Source organism: Nostoc sp. DedSLP03 (genome assembly GCF_034530815.1).
Taxonomy (GTDB): domain Bacteria; phylum Cyanobacteriota; class Cyanobacteriia; order Cyanobacteriales; family Nostocaceae; genus Nostoc.
This window is the reverse complement of the sequence record NZ_JAVRCK010000113.1, coordinates 1-22685: the sequence shown is the minus strand read 5'-3', so window position 1 is coordinate 22685 and position 22685 is coordinate 1. Positions and strand designations below refer to the sequence as shown.

The following is a 22685-nucleotide window of genomic DNA, read 5'->3' as shown; positions in this document are numbered from 1 at the left end:
ATGATTTCGCTTTTTTACTATTTGCTTATTCCGGAGAGTGACAGAAGAGGGGTATTAGTTAAAGGCAGGGTATGCAGGGGAGGCAAGGGAAGCAAGGGAAGAAAAACTATTGATTATTGCCCAATGCCCAATGCCCCTGCCTTTAACTATCTTCTAGATTGAATTGCCTCGATCAACTCATAAAAAGGTTGCCAATTATCTTCTTGGGCAATTGCTTCCCAAACCGACTCAATTACAGGTCTTAATAATGCCGTTTTGGGATTATGAACAGCTAAAGTTTGAGCAATTATATTGGTGCGATCGCTATCAAAATCATTCAAGATTTTGTGGTATACTATGCACCAATCATCAAAAATTGCTGATGCGCCCGGTACTGGGACAATATCTGAATTATTCATTACAAAACCTGGTTCATCCCGCCATTTCGATGAAAAAGTGCGAGCCATCTCATAGAAGAATTGGTGATAACCAACCTGGCTCGCTTTCAAGAATTCAATCGTGAGATTTAAGAGTTCTTCAGCTTGTGGATTTTGCAACTCCGCAAAACCTAACTTTTTCAACATCAAAGAACTGTATTCAGCTTGATAATATTCATCAAACCTAGCTAAACTATTCTCCATATCGCCTTTATTAATAATTGCCTTTAAAGGTTCCTGGAGCATTTCTAAATTCAGCTTGCAAATAATTGGTTGATTACTGTAACAGTAGCGTCCATAATAATCAAAATATGCAGCGATAAAGTATGGGTCATAAGTAGGGATAAATGCATAAGGCCCATAATCAAAGCTTTCTCCCGTAATCGACATATTGTCAGTATTCAACACTGCATGACAAAAGCCAGCCGCCATCCACTGCGCTACTAGTTGTGCAACCCGTTTAACTAATTCGGCGTAAAACAGGATATATTTATCTTCTTCAGCATTTAAGTGTCGATAATACTGCTCAATTACGTGGTCTAACAGCTTCTTAGTTAAATCTGGACGCTGGAAATAGTGCAGTCGCTCAAAAGTGCCAAACCGAATATGAGAACTGCTCATCCTAACCATCACAGATGAACGGGTAGGCGAAGGTTCATCACCCCGCCAGAGTGGTAAACCTGTTTCAATCATGCTCAGACAGCGCGAAGTACGTACACCCAAGTAGTGCAATGCTTCCGCAGCTAGAACTTCCCGCATCCCACCTTTGAGCGTCAGCATACCATCGCCACCACGGGAGTAGGGCGTTCTCCCAGTACCTTTAGTGCCAAAATCGTATAATTCGCCATCATTGGCGCGTACTTGCCCGTAGAGAAAGCCTCTACCATCACCCAATTGTCCGTTATATTCGCCAAATTGATAGCCGTGATAACGCAATGCCAACAAGGGTTTGCGCCCCTGAAATTGGCCAAAGGCTGTGATGAAATCTTCGTCTTTGACTGCTTGAGGGTCTAGACCGAAACGGGGTAATAGTTCATCGTTACGCCAACGCAGGAGGTGTTGAGGAAATTCAGCTGCTGCAACCTCATCGTAGTAGTCGCCACCTAGAGATTCTAAGGCGGTTTCGTAGTTGAGGGTGAGAAAAGGATTGCTAGAATTCTTGTCGTTTGGAGTTTCAGCCAGAGTCATTACGAGCAAAGCTAATTCATTCTTTCTTTAATACTACCTCTGGCTTCAGCATCATCAGCATAGATGCAAAAAGCGATCCAGATCAAAATCGGGAGCGCTTCAGCAGGCAGAAGTCAGCCACCTTGGAAAACGTGGAATTGAAGCAAGAACGCTGACTAATTTGTAGTTGTATCAAACTGCCTAATAAAATCATCCGCGAGAAATTTAAGTTTTGTATTTTTTATTACTAGCAAACTTTACATTAAACCATGCTTTATCTACCTGAAATTATTCACTAGATAGAAGAATAAGTTTAGTAATAAAAAGTATTCTCTTAAAAACAAAACTAAACAATTTTTTTCTAAATGCCAAGTAATTTCTTTACACCAGTAGAAGAAAGAGAAAAAATCTTTTGCACAGAACTGGTTCAGTGCGGTGTGTTATATGAAAAAGCGGTTACTGCCGCTAAAATTTTAGCATCTGGTCAGCCAGATGAGCTTTTGTCGTCTGAAGAGAGAAAAGTTGTCAAAGATGCCTGTGAAAAGTGGTTTGTACATAATAAGCCCTATTCTATTTGAAAATAAATAAAGTTTTGGATATAAAAAAAATAAGACTGGCTTAACCGAAGTTTGGATAAAATCCGCCAGTCTTGCAAAATTTCAACTTAATGAAATAAAACTGATTGTTTATTTTTTAATTGGTTGTGATGGTGGTGCAGCAATTCCTACTGGCTTAGATGTTGTTTGTGATACCTGTGAAGCTAGAATTTTTTTCACTTGTAGGTTATAAGTTTGCAAAATTGATTGAACTTGTTTCTGTTGGTCTTGATTCAAATCCAAAGATTTTAAAACTATTCTGATTCTCTGACGGGATTGCAGTGCTGCTTTAAATTTAGTATCTTGGGACGGGTTTAATAGAGCCTCAATATCCTTGTCTCTTTGCTGGCGAGCCACTTGGATTTGTTGGCGCTGTTGATTTGTGAGTTTGATTGGCTGGTGTGATACAGCACTAGTCTGAGTTTTTAAGGCTGGTGTAGTGCTGGGATTTGGGCCTGGTGCTGCTAAGACAACTCCGTTCAAGACGGTAGCAAAAGCGAAGATAGTAGAAAAGACAGATAAGCGTTTTATAGAATTAATGAGCATTAAAAAAACTCCTCAACTGTTTAAGAAATTGGACACATCGGCTAAAGCTAACTTTAGTAACTAAGCTTGTTAGCGAACAAATATTACTATTGCATTTGCCTGTGGAGTTGTTGTGTATTTATGATGAATTTACTATGAATTTGTAGAGATTCATAAATAATATATTAAATTCATTCTCATATAAATATGATAAAATTGCGAATAGCTGTAAAATGAATATTGCTCAAAAATTATAAATAAGTATTTGAATACAATTTAAAAATTAGTTATTTATATAGATTCACTAAAAAGGTTGATGATTATGAATTATAAATAAATTAATTTAAAAGCAGTTTTAATAAATATATTCAATAATATAGATAATTATTCTCATTTGTTAAATTTTAGGTTCTTTCCAATAAGGATTTGTAAGACTTGTCAAAATATGATCTTCCCATTGCCCATTAATTAGCAAATAGTCTCTAGCGTATCCTTCAACGACAAAACCGAGTCTTTTGAGTACATTACCACTGCGCCGATTGTGAGGCATATAGTTAGCCATAACTCGGTGAAAATTTAACTCTTCAAATAGATATTGAGTTGCAGATTTTAACCCTTCTGTCATATATCCTTTTCCTTGTTTCTTTTCAGCAAGGCTATATCCCACATAGCAAAAATGAGCGGCTCCTCGGACAAAATTACTAAAGTTGACCGTTCCAATAACTACGGTAGGATTTTTTTTGGTAAAAACAAATAGTTTTAACGATTGCCCATTGATAAATTCTAGAAAACTATTCTCTATCTGATATTGCCAATATTCTTCAGTGAAAAAACCATCAGCCCAAAGAGGATAAAATGGAGTGAGATAAGTTTTGTTATCAATAAAGTACTTGAGAATTTGGGGTATATCTTCATGGATCGCTGCTCGTAATAATAGGCGATCGCTTGCAATTATTGGCAGTTCTGATATCATAAATTACTTAATCGGCGGGATCTCTTCTCAAAATATTCTCTAAATGTTATAAATTCTCTCATAGTCTGCGGTTTAGCAGCAGTTAGATTAGCTGTCTTATTATCAGCACTGACGCAAGTTTCATAATTTTTTCATAAAGCTTGTCAAGAGTCAGGGGTCAATTAACTGATTTTATATAGACTTTGAACTCTTGACCAGCATGACAAAAGATATATCTATGCCCAATGCCCTTTACAAAAGATGGGGTGAGTATTTTTGCTCTTAATCTGCCATTCAACCAAAATCTTGATAAGCTGATGTCTAATATCTAGAGCGGAAGGATTGAGAACCAATGGGTGATAAAGCACATTCCAGGGTACAACTTCGATAAAATAGCTTTGCCCAAAGGCTGTACCGCAGCAGATTCAAACAAAAGACAGCTCAAGATTTAACCCAGTCTACAAGAAGGATAGTGATGTGGTGGGAATACGCTATGATTGGCAGGAATTAGAGATTCGGGCGATATACAACACGCCTTTGCTAGAGCTTATTTATCAAGCTGCTAGCGTGCATCGCCAATATCATGACCCAACAAAAATACAAGTTTGCAAGCTCATATCTATCAAAACGGGAGGTTGTCCAGAAGATTGTAGCTACTGCGCCCAATCTTCTCGCTATAAAACAGAGGTAAAGGCGCAAGCACTTCTAGAAAAGGAAACGGTAATTAACATAGCCCAAAAAGCTAAAGAAACTGGTGTTAGTCGCATTTGTATGGGTGCTGCTTGGCGCGAAGTTCGGGATAACTCACAATTTGAAGAAGTCCTGGAAATGGTCAAGGATGTAACTGCAATGGGTTTGGAAGTGTGCTGCACTCTGGGTATGTTGACGGCAAATCAAGCCAAGAAATTGTCAGAAGCAGGACTTTATGCCTACAACCATAACTTAGATACCTCGCAGGAATATTACAGCACAATTATTACCACAAGGACATATAGCGATCGCTTGAATACAATTGAGAATGTCCGGCAGACAAATGTTACTGTCTGTTCTGGCGGTATTCTGGGTTTAGGCGAAACAGTTGATGACCGGGTTGGGATGTTACAAACTCTGGCAAACTTACATCCCCATCCAGAATCTGTGCCGATTAATATTCTTTCACAAGTACCGGGAACACCCTTAGAAAATCAGCCTGATGTTCCCATTTGGGATATTGTGCGGATGATTGCTACAGCCAGAATTTTAATGCCAGCTTCCGATGTGCGTCTTAGCGCCGGGAGGGCGAGACTTTCTCAAGTTGAGCAAGCTTTCTGCTTTATGGCAGGAGCCAATTCTATCTTTTCTAGCGACGACAACAAGATGTTGACGGTGACAACTCCCTGTCCAGATTACGATACTGACCGAGAAATGCTGAATTTACTTGGTTTGGGAATGCGTCCGCCTTCCCAAAGACAGGAGAAGGTAACAAGTCCGGCTGTTGTAGGATAAATATCTAATTGTGGGATTGGCGTTTCGGTCATCCCACAATAAATAATTGGATATTTTTTACTTGAATTCCCTAAGCAGGTGTCAATAAAATCAACTGCTGTTGCAAAAGGCTTCTTACCCCATCCAATCCCAGTTCTACATTTGTCAATATCTCTGCAACTGTGGCATTAGCATTACATCTTTGCATAAACTCAAGCTCTGCTACAGATAAATTTACAATCTGGTAATCGTAATTAAAGAAACATTGACTGGGAAATCCCTCAAGACAAGGATTCAATTCGGGAATCGCTGCCAATAGGGCGTTATCGTCTGACCAGTCAGCTTTAATTAGGGGAGGACGACCGAGGAAAAACTCGTAATGAGTTACTTCTGGGTCTAATAATTCTATCAGGCGGTAAAGCTGGCGATCGCTCAATTCTTTTGCTCGTTCTACTAACTCTGGTGCTTTACCCAAAAGTCTCTCTAAATCCCAGAAACTCGGATTCGAGAAACCAATAAATTCCAATCCCGAAGCATCAATTAATTCAAAAAGCGTCTCAATGTTATAGTCAATTTCTTGAGGATGAACGTACATATCAGCAAAGTATTCATCCTTGTTGTTTTCTAGTGACCAACGTTGTTTATCGTATTTGACAATTCGGTTATTTTCTGGTAAAGAAGCGAATATTTGTCGCCCGACTTGGACACCATCGCGGTAGTCGCCTTTTTTGTCACCTTGAAGAAGTGCGATCGCTTTTTGCATGAGTTGAATTTCCCAACGTCCCAACTCCCCGTACACAAAAATGTGCATTAAGCCGCCTGGGGCTAACTTTTTTGCCAAAGCTTGAATTCCGCGAATGGGATCGGGGGTATGATGCAAAACGCCAACACAGTTAATTAAATCAAACTCACCTGTTAACTGTTCTACATCAAACAAACTGAGGTGATGAAATTCCACGCGGTTAGCCCCTGAACGCTGACAACGTTCTTTGGCTACAGCTAAAGCACCAGTACTGAGGTCAATTCCCACAACAGAAGCTTGAGGATTGAGGTGAACTAAGTACTCTGTACCTACACCAGTACCGCAACCTGCATCTAAAATCCGAATATCTTGCCTTTGGGGTTTTTGCGCTGTGCAGAAGTTATGAGCAGCTAGCCAGTTCCAGCGCCAGTTATAGCCCGGAGGTGGTTCATCCAACAGGGCTTCCGGCGGAAAGGGGTAGGTATTGTAGAGTTTGGCAACAGCAGCACTAACAGTTTGAGAATCGGACATGATGAGGAATAACGCAGCATTTCTGAGTTTAGCGGATAGTGGCTGATTAGAGCAAAGATTACTATTGCTTATTTCCTGCTACTTATCCAGTAGCAAAGTCAGTAAATTCGCGTTTTTAAAAAGCGTGAAATTTTTTTTGTGCTGCTAATAGTCTGTATGTTCATAATCTACAAAGTAATATCTTTGCTCAAGCTTAACCGACACATCGAAAATTTTTACAACTATATTTATGAAATTTTTATTTTTAAAATTTTATCTAATTTAAAATTTTAAGCCTTAAATTAGAATTTTATATTTAAGTTTTTTCTAAATTAAATTTGATAGTAAGTATTTTAACTCTGAAAGTAATAAGCAAGCTAAAATAAATGAGATACGCGCTTATCTAAATAACAGCAAGTATGTGTTGCACTAAGATAAGGAGACGTTTTAGAAAATTGTTAAAGTTGTATAAACATTTTAAATCTAATTGGTTTTTGAATATTTGTAATTATTTTTAAGTGAGAGCGCTAATGTTTCAATATTATTCAGAACTCCCAGAAGATGATTTAAATATTTTAAGACAACTAAAACACTCTATTGAATCCAGTTCTAAAAACACATCTGAATATTGTCATAGTCTGAATGAATATTATGACGAATTAAGTGAGATGTTCCAATTGATAACTGACCCACTTCCTCCAGATTGTGAATTGGAAGAATCGCTATTGCCTAAATACTACCTTGACTTCAAAGAAGAATATCAACGTTCAGGCCCATACACTTTTTTGAATGATTGCCGATCTGCAAAATTGATCGCTTTTGTACAAGTCATATCTGTGAAAAATAGAGGTGCAAAGGTCACTGCAAAACCTCTATCCATCTTGAAAGGACAAAAGGATGAATTTGAATCAGATTGCTTTGGAAATATCAAGTTTAATGTGTATACAGCTTGGTCATATGCATGTTTTCAAAAAGGAGAGAAAGCATTAATTTTACTAGAGAAAGTATCAACTAAGACTGCAATTATATGGTCTTCAAGCAAAAAATTTGAAGTTAGCAATAGAGATGGCATTGAAATAGTAATGGCAAAAAGAGCAATAAAGTCATATTGGCATGATATTAATATAGATAAAATTAATGAAAACAATCTTGTAATAATACCTTGGAAACAATTAGAGACATGGATAATAAATAATCTACAATCGTTGTCTTAATGTGAGTTTAACATATTGAAATTGTATAGATATCTTATACTAAGATAAACACGTTTTCTGCTGACTATAAACCTTTAATAATTTACACTGGCTTACTTATCTATGGTTTGATTTTTATCATATTGTCTTTTGCGATCGCACCAATGATTTACAACCAATCTGAGTTTAATTTACGCTGTGAATGGGGGCCGCAAGGAGTTGCTGAACTAGCTCCTATCAGTGATGTAATTGTGATAGTTGACGTTCTCTCTTTTTCTACCTGCGTGGAAATTGCCACCAATAACGGCGCGATAATTTTTCCCTACGCATATAAAGATGAATCAGCCATAGATTATGCCAAATCAGTGCAAGCAGAGTTGGCAAGTCATAGACAACGTTGGACTACAACCGGATATTCTCTCTCGCCAAAATCGGTGATTCAGATTTCTGCTGGAACCAGATTAGTTTTACCATCACCTAACGGTTCTTTCTTGACTTTACATACAGGAAATACACCAACTTTGGCTGGCTGCTTACGAAATTGCCAAGCTGTGGCGCAGTTTGCTCAAAACTATGGCGATCGAATTGCTGTGATTCCTGCCGGTGAGAGGTGGAAAGAAGATGGTAGCCTCCGCCCTGCATTTGAAGATTTAATTGGTGCTGGGGCAATTCTCAGTTATTTAGATGGCAGTCTATCACCAGAAGCCGAAGTCGCTGTGACAACATTTCAGGCTTTCCAGCAGGATTTACTAGGGTACTTGAAAAAATGCAGTTCGGGTAAAGAGTTGATTGAAAAAGGTTTTGAGTTAGATGTTGAACTATCCGCCGCCTTTAACATCAGTAATTGCGTGCCTTTATTTAAAGATAATGCCTATGTCAACGTAAGTTCGACGAACCTCTCTCTGCCTTGAATTAAAGTTCAAGTCTGTGCTTATCCGATTCTAAGAGGGATGGTTTTGTGTAGTAAAACCTCTAAGAAATTTTTTGATTGAGTCAATTATAGGGACACTATATCAGCCGTCAAATTCACGTTATCTAAATTCCAGGAACAAGGTTAATTAGGTGCCAAGTTCTAATTATGCATATGCCATATTGATATGCCTTTGACTTGCCAAGTTACTCTTGTGTTTTTCCCAAGCAATGGTTGTGTTGATAATCTCGTCTAAATTATTGTGTTTTGGTTGCCAACCCAAAACCCTATGGATTTTATCAGCACAAGCTGCAACACAGGCAGGATCGCCTGGACGACGTGGTGCAGCAATAACTGGAAAATCTACACCAGAAATAGCCTTGACTCTTTCAATAACTTGTCGCACGCTGTATCCTTGCCCATAACCGCAGTTGAAAATTTGGCTTTCCCCTCCTTTTTCTAAGTAATTCAAAGCATCTAAGTGAGCAGTCGCCAAATCTTCAACATGGATATAGTCTCGAATTGCGGTTCCGTCAGGCGTAGGAAAATCAGTACCAAAAATTCGGACTTCTGGCTTGCGCTTGAGTGCTGCATCACAAGCAGCTCGAATCAAGTGTGTGGCATTCGGTGACATTTGCCCCAATAGTCCACTTGGTTCAGAACCTGCGACATTAAAGTAACGTAAAATTACGTAGTTTAGTGAAGATACTGCTGCATAGTCCTGGATCAGCCACTCACTCATCAACTTTGAACGTCCGTAAGGATTAATGGGCTGTGTGGGATTCGACTCAGTAACAGGATTGTCTTTTACTTCTCCATAGACTGCGGCTGTGCTGGAAAAAATGAACTTGTTAACACCCATAACGCTACAGCAGCGCAGTAAATTTAAGGTGTTGCGGGTGTTGTTGGCGTAGTAGTCGAGGGGATGAGCTACTGATTCTGGAACAATCAGACTAGCGGCAAAGTGTAAGACTGCGCTGAATTTATGCTGGGCAAAAACTTGATAAAGATGTCCACTGTCTACTAAATCACCAATAATTAGTTTCCCGTGTAGTACTGATGCTGGTGAACTTGTAGAGCAGTTGTCGTAGACTACGACATCATAACCAGCTTCCCCTAATTGGCGAACTACATGGGAGCCAATGTAACCAGCACCGCCAGTTACCAATATTTTATTTTTCATTTCTTTTTCCTTATCTACCTTTACCTAACAAAACAACTCGAATCGTTTTGAAGGCGATCGCTAAATCCAACCAAATGGAATAATTTTTGATGTAGTACAGATCGTATGACAGCTTTTCGTAAGCATCCTCTATAGATGCTCCATAGGGATACATAACCTGTGCCCAGCCTGTAATTCCAGGTTTGACCAAATAGCGAACTTCATAGTAGGGAATCGCTTCTTTGAGTTTGACATCAAACTCTGGTCGTTCTGGACGAGGCCCAATCAGACTCATTTCTCCCCGTAGGACGTTCCATATTTGCGGTAATTCATCGATACGCAACAAACGTAGCCAGTATCCGATTCTGGTGATTCGTGGATCGCGTTGACTAGCCCACTGCACCCCCAACTTTTCTGCATCCTGATACATGGAGCGAAATTTATAAACTCTAAATGGTTTACCGTATAACCCACTTCGCTGCTGACTGTACAATACTGGGCCGGGGCTATCTAGCCTAACTAGTAATGCAACCAATAACAGAAGTGGTGCAACTAATACTAGTAAAAAGAGGATCAAGATGAGATCGATAACTCGCTTCAGTTTCATACTGAAGTAACCAGGCATGAGGTTAAAACCATCACTAAAAGCCAGCCATTTATCTTGTAACAGCGACGAAGGTAGTTTATACCAAAATGTTTCATAAACATCTGGCAATGTATAAACCGGAATGCCTCGCAACCGCATCTGCATTAACTGTTGTGCTTGTGACTTGGAAAAGTTTATCTGCGCTGTCACTATAACCCCAGACCAGGATTCTTGACTCCATTGCGACAAATCGCTCAAACTTCCCTGATAACTCAGATTTCTTTTTGGTAAGTCAATGGTTTTTTGGTTTTCCTCTGCTAGAACAGTCAACTTTCCTAAAGGATTAAGTTCTAGCAATTTTTGTGTAAATTTGATGGCATTATCCCCGCCTCCTAGTATTAACCAACGGCTTTTCAGAGCGTGCGATCGCACCCATCTCACTGCTACCACGCGCAATATTATTGCCCAGATAGTAAAGATTCCCAAGCTAGGTAAGAAGACACTCCGCCACGATATCGGGTTGTATTTGGCAATATCTGACAAGTAAATCAGAGCAGAAATCAAGAAGGCGATCGCAATGCTACAAACAATAATTCGAGCGGGCGCTCTTAAACCTGAAATTTGCCGATCTGGATGGTAAGCATCTGCCAAATAAAATGCTGCAAGTATCATGCAGACAAATGTATAAGGTAACGGATTTAGCCAATGTAAGGGTTGATCTAAACGCAACCATTGTGCGATCGCTAAACAAATTAGCAACCCAAAAATATCCCCTAACAAGAGCAATATCGGTAGGCTGCGGACTATATTTGGTAGCCTAGTATTGATAGGTAAACTGACATAACTTGTGGAAGTCATTGGTTTTTATTATTCTTCAGTATCCTGATATTGATTTCTTCGTTAAAACCAGCAACCGAGTCAAATAAGGGAATATTAAAGACTAGCCGTATTGTGCCAAAGCATACAAAAATAAGAAATTTTGTCTGCTCTGTTTGTCAAAGAAATTGGAGATTATGTATTACAAACTAGGAGGGGAACTATCTGTGCGTCGGTATAGCATATCTGTAGGAGATACATCTTAACTTGCATTGGCTGTACGAACTACACTACGGCTTCAAGGTTGTTCTTTTGACATTTGCATTATGCCATGAGTGTAGTCAATCTGAACTTTATATTTAATTTTTTGATTAGCGTATATTTGCTGTTAAAGTAGCTGTTCATAAAGTAACAAAATAAAGAAAAAGCTTATGCAAGCTGTTGAAATGCTGTTATTAAATTAATACCAAAGAAGTAAGTGGGTGAAAAAAAACATAATCATGTTAACCAAGATAAATGAGACTAAAAGCTTCTTCCCTCCTATATCTTGCCTTCTACCGCCTGCCCGACCTCAACTATAAATATTTATACTTTTCTACTTAATGAGTTAAAATAAATGCTTTTTAATGTAATTTAAAATTTTAGAAAAAAAATCAAAAACACCTTGACATTCAGATAATATTTCTGGGATAAATCTAAGGAAATCTAATAAAAAGCAAACATTTAAAAAAATACGGATACTTTTATTATGATTTTTTATACAAAAAGTTAGTAATTAATCCTAATTATGTCCAAATGGCTATCTTGGACTACCAAAATTGTGAAGCAAAATTAGTAAAAACAATTTCAGGTATTCGTAACATACTCCATGCCCTCTAACCAAGAAGACCAAAACTCCTTAGATTTGCAGCAATACTCCCTACTTCTGAAAAGGCGTTGGCTAATTATAGCTGCGGTGACTGCCTCTATTTTTGGGCTTTCAGCTTTAAATGCTATCAAGCAAAAACCAATTTATGAAGCAGAAGGTAAGTTGCTTTTCAGTAAAACTGACCGCGTTTCTTCGCTGACAAATCCCTCGGCACAAGTTGGGGAGTTGAGAAGTGTGACTGAAATCAACAGTCCGTTGGATACAGAAGCAGAGGTCATTCGTTCTAATCCAATAGTTGAGAAAACTATTGCTAGTCTCAGGTTAGTAGATAAGCAAGGAACACCCTTGGAAATAAATGAATTTCTCAAACAAGTCAAAATTAAAAGTGTCCGGGGTACAGATATTTTGGCGATTTCGTACAGCAGCAGCAATCCAAAAGAAGCCGCAGATGTTGTGAATTCGCTGATGAGATATTACCTGGAGAACAATATTGACGTTAACCAAGCCCAAGCGACAGTGGCAAAGAAGTTTTTACGCAAGCAATTGCCTGAAGTTGAAGCAAGGGTAGCTAGATCGGAAGCAGCTTTGCGTCGATTTAAAGAAGGAAATCGGGTAATTGCTTTAGAGCAAGAAGCAACAAAAGGAGTGGACAAACTCGCAAACTTATCAGACCAGATTACCCAAGCCCAGGCAAATTTAACGGATGCTGAGACTCGCTCAAAACTTCTGCAACGTCAATTGAGATTGAATTCGCAGCAGGCTGTGGATATAGGGAATTTAAGTCAATCAAAAGCTGTGCAGGAAATATTAACACAATACCAACAGGTGCAAAACCAGTTAGCAGTAGAAAAGACTCGTTATACAGACAAACATCCGACGATCGTTAATTTGTTAGCAAAAGAAGCAGCCCTCAAAAAGCAGCTAGAGACGCGAATTGTTGAGAATGCAGATAGAGAAAAATCTGTACCAGCCCAGAATTTAGGGATGGGAGAACTCAAGCAGACTTTAGTGGCCCAACTGGTACAGTCGGATGTAGAACGTTCAGCATTAGCTAACCGAATTACGGTTTTGCAGAATGCATACACACTTTCTCAAAGACGATTGAGTGTTTTACCGCAACTGCAAGAAAAACAGGAGCAGTTAGAGCGACAGTTGCAAGTTGCTACATCTACTTATGAAGAACTGCTAAAGCGATCGCAAGAAGTCGATGTAGTAGTAAATCAGAATGTAGGTAATGCCAGGGTAATATCTGCGGCTTTACTTCCTCAAAAAGCTCTTCCTTCCAAAATTGCCTTTCAGCTAGCACTGGGTGGATTTTTGGGAATTTTGCTGGGTGTAGGGGTAGCTTTGATCTTAGAAGCTATGGATCGATCCCTCAAAACTCTTGAGCAAGCCCAGCAGTTATTAGGTTACTCTTTACTCGGTACGATTCCTCGCTTGGCTCGAAAAGCTAAAAACAGTGGGGAAGGTCTAGTCGAACTAGCAGTCAAAGATAATCCATATTCGGGAGCAAGTTCAGCCTTTGAGATGCTTCAGACGAACCTGGATTTTACTATCTCCAAACCATTAAAAGTAATTGCCGTAGTTAGTTCAGCTCCCGGTGAAGGTAAATCATTTGTGGCTGCAAATTTGGCAGTAGCTAAAGCACATATGGGGCGTAAAATCCTATTAGTAGATGCGGATATGCGTCACTCCTCCCAACAGGAAATCTGGAAATTATCTAATCCAGTCGGACTAAGTAATGTTTTAGTTGGTCAAGCAGAGTTTCGCAACACCACTCAAGAAGTATTAGTTAACTTGGATTTACTAACGGCTGGGACAATCCCATCTAACCCCGCAGCATTGCTAGATTCGCAGCGTATGGCTTTGTTAATTCAAGAGGCAGTCAAAGACTATGATTGTGTGATTATTGATACTCCTGCCTTGAGTTTGTTTGGTGATGCACTCATGCTGGGCAAAATGGCAGATGGGATATTGCTAGTTGTACATCCTGGAGTGCTTGACCGTGCTGTTGCTAAGAGTACAAAAATCATGCTAGAGCAAGCGCGATCGCATGTTTTAGGAATGGTGGTAAATGGGATTACTGCTGAAAAGAAGTCTGGTTACTATCACTCTAGGAGGTCTGATGGTGGAAAAAGGTCTGCTTTGAGTCAGATAAATTTGCCTGGGATTAAGAGCTTGATGAAGTTTATTTATTGACTTGACTATAAGTTAACTCTAGGTGGGATAGGTGTATTTTCATGATCGGAAAACAGACGCTCGAGCCTCGGCAGAAATTAGTGATTAAGGCAGGGCAAACCGAGCAGCAGTACTGGCAGGATATCTGGAAGTATCGGGAGTTGTTTTACTTCTTGGCTTGGCGAGACATCTTGGTGCGCTATAAGCAAACAGCCATCGGGCTGTCTTGGGCATTGCTGCGACCTTTTTTAACGACAGTTGTGTTTACGGTTGTATTTGGTGTTTTACTCAAGGCTCCGTCGGCAGGAGCGCCTTACCCGATTGTGGTGTTTTCCGCGATGCTACCTTGGCAGTTCTTTTCTAATGCCTTGAGTGAGTGTAGTAATAGCTTAATTAGTAATTCTAATTTAATTTCTAAAGTTTATTTTCCGCGTTTGATTGTGCCAACGAGTGCGGTGATTGTGAGTTTTGTCGATTTTATGATTTCTGCAATCATCCTATTGGGATTTATGGCGTGGTATAACTTTGTGCCGGATTGGCGAATTTTAACGCTGCCGTTGTTTATTGCGATCGCATTTGCCGGGGCAATGGGGTCGGGGTTATGGCTGGCGGCATTAAACGTGGAATATCGGGATTTCCGATATATTGTGCCGTTTATTGTGCAGTTTGGACTATATATTTCGCCGGTGGGTTTTAGTAGTAGTGTGGTGCCGCAACAGTGGCGACTGCTTTATTCATTAAATCCAATGGTGGGTGTAATTGATGGTTTCCGGTGGGCAATTTTGGGTAAAAATTTTGACATTTATCTACCAGGATTTCTCTTGTCGGTGGCGTTAGTGATATTAGTGCTGATTACTGGAATTTACTATTTCCGTCGGATGGAGCGCAAGTTTGCGGACATTATTTAGACATAGCGTTTCAGGAGTTGTTAGCAGAGGTTGGAGAATATATGGCAGATACGGTGGTTAAGGTTGAGAACTTAAGTAAGAGCTATGTGTTGAGCCATCAGCAGGAGGGATATCGCTATAAGGCGTTGCGCGATGTGATGGCGGACGGGGCAAAATCGATCGCGAAGACGTTAAACCCCTTTAATCAAAACGCAAAACGCAAAACGCAAAACTCGAATCGTGAGGAATTTTGGGCAGTCAAGGATCTGTCGTTTGAGATTAAGCAAGGCGATCGGGTTGGAATTCTTGGGCGGAATGGAGCGGGCAAATCGACATTACTGAAGCTTTTGAGCCGGATTACGGAACCTACTCATGGCAGTATTGAGATTACGGGGCGAGTGGCGAGTTTGCTAGAGGTAGGGACGGGTTTTCATCCTGAGTTGACAGGGCGCGAAAATATTTACCTCAATGGGGCGATTTTGGGCATGAGTCGGGAACAGATCAAACGCAAGTTTGATGAAATTGTTGATTTTGCAGAGATTGAAAAATTTTTAGATACGCCTGTTAAACGCTACTCCTCTGGGATGTATGTACGCCTTGCATTTTCGGTTGCGGCACATTTAGAGCCAGATGTTTTGATTGTGGATGAAGTTTTAGCAGTTGGAGATGCAAATTTTCAGAAAAAATGTCTTGGCAAAATGCAGGAAGTATCCAACGATCGAGCTCGAACAGTTCTATTTGTAAGTCATAATATTGAAGCAATTCAACGGCTATGTTCTAAATGTTTGTTACTAAATAAGGGGCAGCTAATTAATTACGGGAATACAAACAGCGTCATAACTCAATATTTATCTAGTAACCAGTATTCTTATCAAGCTTTCCCAAAAAAGTGGATAAATTTAAGCGATGCACATCGCAATGGCAATGGACAAGCTCGTTTTATCGCTGTTCAATATAGTAGTTCAAGAAAAGATATTTCTTTTAATGCTTATTCAAATGGTGAACTTGAATTTTTACTAAAAATTGAATCAGATTCCTCAAGAAATATTGGAAGTCTTGCAGTTGTTGTCTATAACCAGTTCGGTATCAAATTAGTAAATGCGGATATTGTATCACTTGGACAAATAATATTCCTTCAACAAGGAGAAAATATAGTTAAATTAAACATTGAAAAGCTACATTTAAAATCAGGTACTTATGTCATTGGTCTTTGGCTTTCCGATTCTTCATTCCATACTATCTTTGATTATATTGAGTCAGCATTTGAAATAGAGGTGGTTGAACTTCCATCCGAAGATTTTGGTATAACATGTGACGGTTTAGTAACCTGTAACTTTCAAGTATTCTCAGCGCCAATCGCAGATTCAAATCTAAATTTAAAAACCTAAAAATCATTCAATGAGACACTTTTAAAGATAGTCTGATGTTTATTTAATCCAAAACAAGACATCCCTTTTGATACAAGATAGATAAGAGAGAAGATATGGAAAAGCAAAATGTTCTTTATTTCACAAGTTATCCTTTAGACTCTAATAATGGTTGTGGAATGGCACTTTTAAATGATATTTTTCAATTATCTCAGATAGAAGACATCAACCTTTATGTTGCTGTTACTTGTAACGAAAGTAGTCAATTAGAAACTAGAGTACAATTAGAAAAACTTCAAGTTAAATATTACTTAACTACTCGATTAAGTTTTTCTGAAAAAAAAGAAAATCTCTTAAAAGAAGTAGTAAAAGTATATAAAAGATTAGTGTATAAATTACGCTCGACTTTCAGCTTTCAGAATGTAACGTACTACAATTGGGATCGAGCAAAACATATTTCTGAGTATTTAACTGAACTCTGCGAACAACTCTCGATTCAAGTTGTTATTGTTGAACAACTATATAGTATTTTATGGTTTAAAAACTTCCTTAAACTTAAACAAAAAAAGATATATCTTGCAACTGATAAAGAAGCAGAATTTTTTAAGGCTCTTGCTCCCCATAATTGGTTCAATTACAAATCTCAATTTAGTATTTTTATTAGTTATTTAAGACTAAAAAATTTTGAAAAAAAAGTCTGTGAATTGGCTGATAAATGTATATTTATGTCCGAAGCAGATATTCCAAAATATTTACTAGGTAATGAAAAAGCATCGATCAATTCACAAATACTTCCGCCTAAAATCGGCGGCTGGCGTTATACAAATTCAAAGACAGTTTTCTTTGCTGGTAATATTAATTTCTATTTCAATTTCTTAGCTGTAAAATGGTTAATCTGTGAATTATCTCCGAGATTATTAAGACTAAATAATAAAATAAAAATTGTGATTACTGGTACAGATTTTTCTAATATGCCTAAAAATTGGACTATAGAAAGTAACGTTCATATTCCTGGTTTTATTCCTAAAGAACAGCTTGAGTTTTTGTTTCAAACTTCCGATATTTTTATATGTCCTATTGATAATGATTTTTCAGTGAAAATGAAATTAGTTGAATGTGTTTCTTATGGAATTCCTTTCTTCGCAACTGAGCCTTGTCTGAAAGCATTACCATATTTATCTGGGTTGCCAGTTTTAGATATTAATAGCCCTGAGAAAGCAGCAGCTTATATTTGTGATACTTTATCGAGAAAAGAAGTCTTAGAGCGATTAAGTAACCGCATCTTAGAAGATGCTTTTAATTTTGCTAATACTCGAAAATATTGGTGGACAAAAACTGTTTTAGATATATAAATATTTAACTTTAAATATTGAGATAGTTATCAAAATCAATTTATCTCAATTTCTAAAAATTTTCAAACACTAGTTATTACAACATAACCAAAATGACTACTTTCCATCAATCAGTTTTAGTTACTGGGGTAGCGGGATTTATTGGTCGTTACGTTGCTCGGTATTTCTCAGAGCAAGGTTGGTCGGTAATAGGCGTTGATAATTCGCCTCCTGAAAATGCTCCCCTTCACAACTTAACAGCTTATCATCGTCTCAAATTACCCGATCCCTCTTTAAATAACTTATTGAAGGAATATTCTCCTAACATTTGCATTCATTGTGCAGGGCGTGCCTCTGTTGGCTTATCGATTATTGAACCAGATATTGACTTTCAATCTAATACAACTTTAACTTTTGAAATTTTAAATGCGTTGCGAATTAATGCTCCTAGATGTCGATTTATTTTTCTTTCTAGTGCAGCTATTTATGGAAATCCAGAGTCATTACCTATTGGAGAAACTCAACGCTGTAACCCCATTTCTCCTTATGGATTTCATAAGTTACAAAGCGAACAACTATGTTTAGAATTTAGCAAAGTTTATGATTTACCAACTGCAAGTGTACGAATTTTTTCTGCTTATGGCCCTGGTTTACGTCGTCAAGTCCTTTGGGATATTTGCCGACAAGCAATTTATCAACCCATAGTTAAATTACAAGGAACTGGCAAAGAAAGCCGTGATTTTATTCATGTACTCGACATTGCCAAAGCTTTATTAGTAGTAGCAACTTCTGCACCAATGCAAGGAGAAACATATAATTTTGCAAGTGGAAGAGAAGTTACAATTTCAGAACTAGCAGAGATGGTGTTTAAATCCTTAGACTACAAAGGTAGTGTTGAGTTTGATGGAATAGTTCCTGTTGGAACCCCCATTAATTGGCAAGCTGATGTTACAAAATTAGGAAGTTTAGGAATAACCGATTTTTTATCTTTAGAACGGGGTGTCCGTGTTTATGCAAATTGGAGTTATGCAGAACTGTTGGGCATATAGTTCTTCTTTAAAAAAGCCATACTCATTAAAAAAATTTTTCTGATGAACAAAAAACAGTTAAAACTAATCGTCCAAAAGATATTACCATCTCCTACCCACCACTGGCTAAAATCTCAATATAATAAGGTACGCCTGGGTACTCTGCAAAGCTTAAAACCTATAAATTCAGGTTGGGGTTTTGAACGAGGAAAACCAATTGACCGCTACTATATTGAGAATTTTTTGGGTCGCCATTCAAATGATATTCATGGGCACGTATTAGAAATTGGAGATAACTATTATACTCAGCAATTTGGAGGCGATCGCGTTACTAAAAGCGATGTATTGCACGTTCAAGATAACCCCAATGCAACAATCATCGCAGACCTAACAGATGCAGAACATATACCATCAAATACATTTGACTGCTTTATACTGGTGCAGACGCTTCAGCTAATTTACGAAGTGCGACTAGCGCTCTTAACAACCTACAGAATTATGAAACCAGGAGGTGTTGTTCTGGCTACGTTTCCGGGAATCACACCACTCAAAGATCGGGAATGGAACCATTGCTGGTGTTGGAATTTTACAGCCCTATCTGCACAGCGACTGTTTGAGGAGGTTTTCCCTAAAGAAAATATTCAAGTCCAAACCCACGGAAATGCTTTGGCAGCCACAGCTTTTCTTCAAGGATTGGTAGTTCAAGATATACCCAAGGGAAAGCTAGATTATCATGACCGTAGCTACGAGGTAACTATCACCGTTAGAGCAGTGAAACCTGATATGAGGTGATGGAATGAAAATACCTGGAAGTGACAAATTGCAGCGAACGATTCGACGGCTCCAGAAAAATTTAGCATCCTCTAAGGGGCTTATTTTGATGTACCATCGCGTCGCTGAGGTAGAATTAGATCCCTGGAGTCTGTGCGTAACTCCCCAAAATTTCGCCGAGCAACTAGAAGTTTTACAAAAATATTACCAACCCCTTAGCCTCAAGCAATTCGCGCAAGCGCATCGAGATGGCAACATTCCAGACCGAGCAGTGGTTGTCACCTTTGATGACGGTTATGCAGACAATCTCCATCATGCCAAACCCCTACTAGAACGCTATGGTATACCAGCAAATATTTTCGTGAGTACTGGCTACATCGGAAGGGAGCGTGAGTTTTGGTGGGATGAATTAGAACGGCTACTTTTGCGACCAGGTAAATTACCAGAGAAACTTTCTTTGAATATTAATGATAGCCTTTGTCACTGGGAACTGGGTCAAGCCGCCAATTATACTCAACAAGACTATCAAAGCGATCGCATCTGTAAATATTGGGAAGCTAAACCCGGTTCTCGAATGTCTTTCTATTACTCAATTTGGCAAGTATTACTACCTTTACCAGAACGGGAATGTTTAAAAGCTCTAGACGAGTTAGTAATTTGGGCTAATGCCAAATCTACTGTACGCAAGACTCACCGCTCCCTTTTACCCGAAGAGGTGTGTGTTTTGGGGCAAGGAGATTTAGTAGAAATTGGCGCTCACACAGTTACCCATCCATTTCTTTCAGCACAATCAACAGAATTACAAAGGTATGAAATCCAGCAAAGCAAAGCTACTTTAGAGGAGATGCTCAATCGTCCCGTGACAAGTTTTTCCTATCCATTTGGTAATTACACTCAACAAACCCTTGAATTGGCTCAAACTATTGGATTTGACTGTGCTTGCACTACAACTAAAGACATAGTCTGGCGACAGAGCAACAGTTTTCAATTGCCTCGCTTCGGAATTGAAAACTGGAATGGGGAAGAATTTGCCAAGCAATTAGCGAGGTGGTTTTATGGTTGAACAGATAAATAAGAAACCGTTAGTTTCCTGCATCATCATCTTTTTGAACGCTGTTGAAAATTTCTTTATAGAAGCAATAGAAAGCATTTTTGCTCAAACCTATGACAATTGGGAACTTTTACTAGCAGATGACGGTTCAGCCGACGAAAGTACAGCCATTGCGTTGCGATATGCCCAACAATACCCTGACAAAGTGCGCTATTTGGAGCATGAAGGTCATCAAAATCACGGTATGAGTGCAACGCGCAATCTGGGAATTCGCCATGCAAAAGGTGAATATATTGCTTTACTAGATGCAGATGATATCTGGTTGCCACAAAAACTGGAGAAGCAGGTAGCGATATTAGAAGCTCACCCTGAAGCAGGTATGGTTTATGGTTCCACTCTCACGTGGTTTGGCTGGACGGGTAATCCTGAAGATGCGAAGCACGATCGCCAACGAACTCTGGGTGTAAAACCTGATACCCTGCTAAAACCGCCAACACTGCTCAAGTTGTTTTTGAAAGGCAAAGCCGAAACACCAGGTATCTGCGGCGTTCTCATACATCGCAAACTCGTTCAAGATGTCGGTGGCTTTGAGGAGTCCTTTCGAGGACTGTTTGAAGATAAAGCCTTCTTTGCCAAAGTCTGTGTCAAAGCATCTGTCTTTGTAGAAAGTGGCTGTTGGGATAGGTATCGACAACACCCAAAAAGCTCTTGTTATGTTGCACAAGCTTTAGGAGAATACAATCCACTCAAACCAAATCCTACCCACTTAACTTTCTTGACTTGGTTAGAGAAATATTTGTGCGAACAAGGATACCAGGATACTGAGATTTGGCAAGCTTTAAATAAAGCATTATGGCCTTATCACCACCCACGAATGTTCTACTTATTGCAATTTTTTCCAGATGTTGCTCAATCTTTTACGAGGAATATAAAAAAAATTGTGAAATTCATATTTAGACATACTCAGTATAAACCTAGCCATCTGTCCAGAACTAATTGACGGATAGTTTTTCACAATGACTTGAAGAAATTATTTAATTACAGCAATAAAAAAACAAATTAACTGAACACCTAAACTGACGAACAGTCAATTATTATGAATGAACTATACCCTTTTCGATCTGTTATTCAACCTGTGCCCAATGGAGAACCACGACCTTTATGGTCAGTGATGATTCCCACTTACAACTGTGCAAACTATCTGCGTGAAACACTGACGAGTGTGTTATCACAAGACCCAGGATCGGAGATAATGCAAATAGAGGTGGTTGATGACCACTCCACCAAAGACGATCCTGAAGCTATTGTTAAAGAATTAGCAGGCGATCGCGTTAGTTTTTATCGCCAACCAGAAAATGTTGGACATGTTAAGAACTTTACCACCTGCCTAGAGCGATCGCGTGGCAAACTCATCCATCTTTTGCATGGTGATGATTGCGTTCGGGAAGGCTTTTATCGCAAGATGCAACAAACATTTGATACTCAGTCGGAAATAGGAGCCGCTTTCTGTCGTCACATCTTTATGGATGAGACAGGCCACTGGCGACACTTTTCTGAGATATTACAACCTCAAAGCGGCACAATTGATAATTGGTTGGAAAAAATTATAGTTAAACAATATATTCAAACTCCCTCTATTGTCGTTCGCCGACAAGTATATGAAAAGTTAGGTAGTTTTGACCATCGGTTTTGTTTTTATTATGAAGACTGGGAAATGTGGGTGCGAATTGCCGCACAATACCCTGTATGGTACGAAGTTGAGCCACTAGCTATTTATCGGCTACATTCTGTATCTAATACTGGGCAAACTGTGCGTACAGGCAAAAACATGCAAGAGGTACGCCGTGGATTGGAAATTGCACAGTCTTATTTGCCTGCTTATCTGCCACAATCAACAGTTGATCGCTTGATCGATGCCAATAAAAAACACTCGGCAATCTGTGCTCTCAGAACAGCCCAGAGTATGCTGATGATTGGCGATTTATCTGCTGCGATCGCCCAAATTAAAGAGGCATTTAAATGCAGTATCTCACCAAAGGTCATGGCATATTTCATTTACTTTGCTACCCAAGCGGGATTGAAACGTTCGCTGTCATTTTATCGAAATTAAATCAGGACTTACGCAACTGGCACAGCGCGATCACTAATTAATAGTATTTATGTAC

20 protein-coding genes are annotated in these 22685 nt (G+C 39.0%); 14 read left to right on the top strand and 6 right to left on the bottom strand.

What is annotated here, in order from left to right; genetic code table 11:
* Nucleotides 1-146: 146 nt before the first annotated feature.
* Nucleotides 147-1604 carry a protein adenylyltransferase SelO gene (locus RM368_RS33710; RefSeq protein ID WP_322698085.1) on the bottom strand — a complete coding sequence of 486 codons (1458 nt, stop codon included), beginning with the start codon at nucleotides 1602-1604 and terminating at the stop codon, nucleotides 147-149.
* On the opposite strand from RM368_RS33710, the gene RM368_RS33705 reads away from it, so the two are divergent.
* Together RM368_RS33705 and RM368_RS33700 are read left to right on the top strand one after the other, a co-directional pair.
* A complete protein-coding gene (locus RM368_RS33705; RefSeq protein WP_322698084.1) occupies nucleotides 1583-1759 on the top strand; it encodes a hypothetical protein in 177 nt (58 codons plus the stop codon). The two genes, RM368_RS33710 and RM368_RS33705, sit on opposite strands and share 22 nt — an antisense overlap.
* A 189-nt stretch (nucleotides 1760-1948) precedes the next feature.
* Nucleotides 1949-2161: a hypothetical protein gene (locus RM368_RS33700; RefSeq protein WP_322698083.1), complete on the top strand. Its 213-nt coding sequence runs from the start codon at nucleotides 1949-1951 to the stop codon at nucleotides 2159-2161.
* A 108-nt stretch (nucleotides 2162-2269) separates the two neighbouring features.
* Here the strand turns inward: RM368_RS33700 and RM368_RS33695 are convergent, their stop codons facing one another.
* Nucleotides 2270-2725, bottom strand: a complete 456-nt coding sequence (locus RM368_RS33695; RefSeq protein ID WP_322698082.1) for a hypothetical protein — start codon at nucleotides 2723-2725, stop codon at nucleotides 2270-2272.
* A 376-nt stretch (nucleotides 2726-3101) separates the two neighbouring features.
* Entirely contained in the window at nucleotides 3102-3677 is a 576-nt protein-coding gene (locus RM368_RS33690) for a GNAT family N-acetyltransferase (protein ID WP_322698081.1), read from the bottom strand.
* A 456-nt stretch (nucleotides 3678-4133) separates the two neighbouring features.
* On the opposite strand from RM368_RS33690, the gene bioB reads away from it, so the two are divergent.
* Nucleotides 4134-5141, top strand: a complete 1008-nt coding sequence (gene bioB, locus RM368_RS33685) for a biotin synthase BioB (protein ID WP_322698080.1) — start codon at nucleotides 4134-4136, stop codon at nucleotides 5139-5141.
* A gap of 70 nt (nucleotides 5142-5211) precedes the next feature.
* Here the strand turns inward: bioB and RM368_RS33680 are convergent, their stop codons facing one another.
* Nucleotides 5212-6393, bottom strand: coding sequence for a class I SAM-dependent methyltransferase (locus tag RM368_RS33680; RefSeq protein WP_322698079.1), 1182 nt, complete (start codon nucleotides 6391-6393; stop codon nucleotides 5212-5214).
* Between the two features lie 509 nt (nucleotides 6394-6902).
* Between RM368_RS33680 and RM368_RS33675 the strand changes: the two genes are divergently transcribed.
* Both RM368_RS33675 and RM368_RS33670 read left to right on the top strand, forming a co-directional pair.
* Nucleotides 6903-7586: a hypothetical protein gene (locus RM368_RS33675; RefSeq protein ID WP_322698078.1), complete on the top strand. Its 684-nt coding sequence runs from the start codon at nucleotides 6903-6905 to the stop codon at nucleotides 7584-7586.
* A 143-nt stretch (nucleotides 7587-7729) separates the two neighbouring features.
* Nucleotides 7730-8476, top strand: a complete 747-nt coding sequence (locus tag RM368_RS33670; RefSeq protein ID WP_322698077.1) for a 2-phosphosulfolactate phosphatase — start codon at nucleotides 7730-7732, stop codon at nucleotides 8474-8476.
* Between the two features lie 165 nt (nucleotides 8477-8641).
* Here RM368_RS33670 and galE read toward each other — a convergent pair whose 3' ends face one another.
* Entirely contained in the window at nucleotides 8642-9658 is a 1017-nt protein-coding gene (galE, locus tag RM368_RS33665; RefSeq protein WP_322698076.1) for a UDP-glucose 4-epimerase GalE, read from the bottom strand.
* Between the two features lie 10 nt (nucleotides 9659-9668).
* Nucleotides 9669-11081, bottom strand: a complete 1413-nt coding sequence (locus RM368_RS33660) for a sugar transferase (RefSeq protein ID WP_322698075.1) — start codon at nucleotides 11079-11081, stop codon at nucleotides 9669-9671.
* An 826-nt stretch (nucleotides 11082-11907) separates the two neighbouring features.
* Here RM368_RS33660 and RM368_RS33655 point away from each other — a divergent pair.
* The 9 genes from RM368_RS33655 to RM368_RS33615 all read left to right on the top strand — a co-directional run bounded on the left by RM368_RS33655 (nucleotide 11908) and on the right by RM368_RS33615 (nucleotide 22630).
* Nucleotides 11908-14106, top strand: coding sequence for a polysaccharide biosynthesis tyrosine autokinase (locus RM368_RS33655; protein WP_322698074.1), 2199 nt, complete (start codon nucleotides 11908-11910; stop codon nucleotides 14104-14106).
* Between the two features lie 41 nt (nucleotides 14107-14147).
* Nucleotides 14148-14993 carry an ABC transporter permease gene (locus RM368_RS33650; protein ID WP_322698073.1) on the top strand — a complete coding sequence of 282 codons (846 nt, stop codon included), beginning with the start codon at nucleotides 14148-14150 and terminating at the stop codon, nucleotides 14991-14993.
* 41 nt (nucleotides 14994-15034) lie between these two features.
* Nucleotides 15035-16360, top strand: a complete 1326-nt coding sequence (locus RM368_RS33645; protein ID WP_322698072.1) for an ABC transporter ATP-binding protein — start codon at nucleotides 15035-15037, stop codon at nucleotides 16358-16360.
* 95 nt (nucleotides 16361-16455) lie between these two features.
* Complete coding sequence (locus tag RM368_RS33640) at nucleotides 16456-17691, top strand: glycosyltransferase (protein ID WP_322698071.1); 1236 nt, start codon at nucleotides 16456-16458, stop codon at nucleotides 17689-17691.
* Between the two features lie 92 nt (nucleotides 17692-17783).
* Entirely contained in the window at nucleotides 17784-18719 is a 936-nt protein-coding gene (locus tag RM368_RS33635; protein ID WP_322698070.1) for an SDR family oxidoreductase, read from the top strand.
* 42 nt (nucleotides 18720-18761) lie between these two features.
* Nucleotides 18762-19490, top strand: a complete 729-nt coding sequence (locus RM368_RS33630; RefSeq protein WP_322698069.1) for a methyltransferase domain-containing protein — start codon at nucleotides 18762-18764, stop codon at nucleotides 19488-19490.
* Nucleotides 19491-19494: 4 nt separating this feature from the next.
* Nucleotides 19495-20532, top strand: coding sequence for a polysaccharide deacetylase family protein (locus RM368_RS33625; protein WP_322698068.1), 1038 nt, complete (start codon nucleotides 19495-19497; stop codon nucleotides 20530-20532).
* Nucleotides 20525-21520: a glycosyltransferase family A protein gene (locus RM368_RS33620; protein ID WP_322698067.1), complete on the top strand. Its 996-nt coding sequence runs from the start codon at nucleotides 20525-20527 to the stop codon at nucleotides 21518-21520. The genes RM368_RS33625 and RM368_RS33620 overlap by 8 nt, the downstream gene beginning before the upstream one ends.
* Nucleotides 21521-21616: 96 nt before the next feature.
* On the top strand, nucleotides 21617-22630 hold the full coding sequence (locus RM368_RS33615) for a glycosyltransferase family 2 protein (protein ID WP_322698066.1): 1014 nt from the start codon (nucleotides 21617-21619) through the stop codon (nucleotides 22628-22630).
* Nucleotides 22631-22685 lie beyond the last annotated feature (55 nt).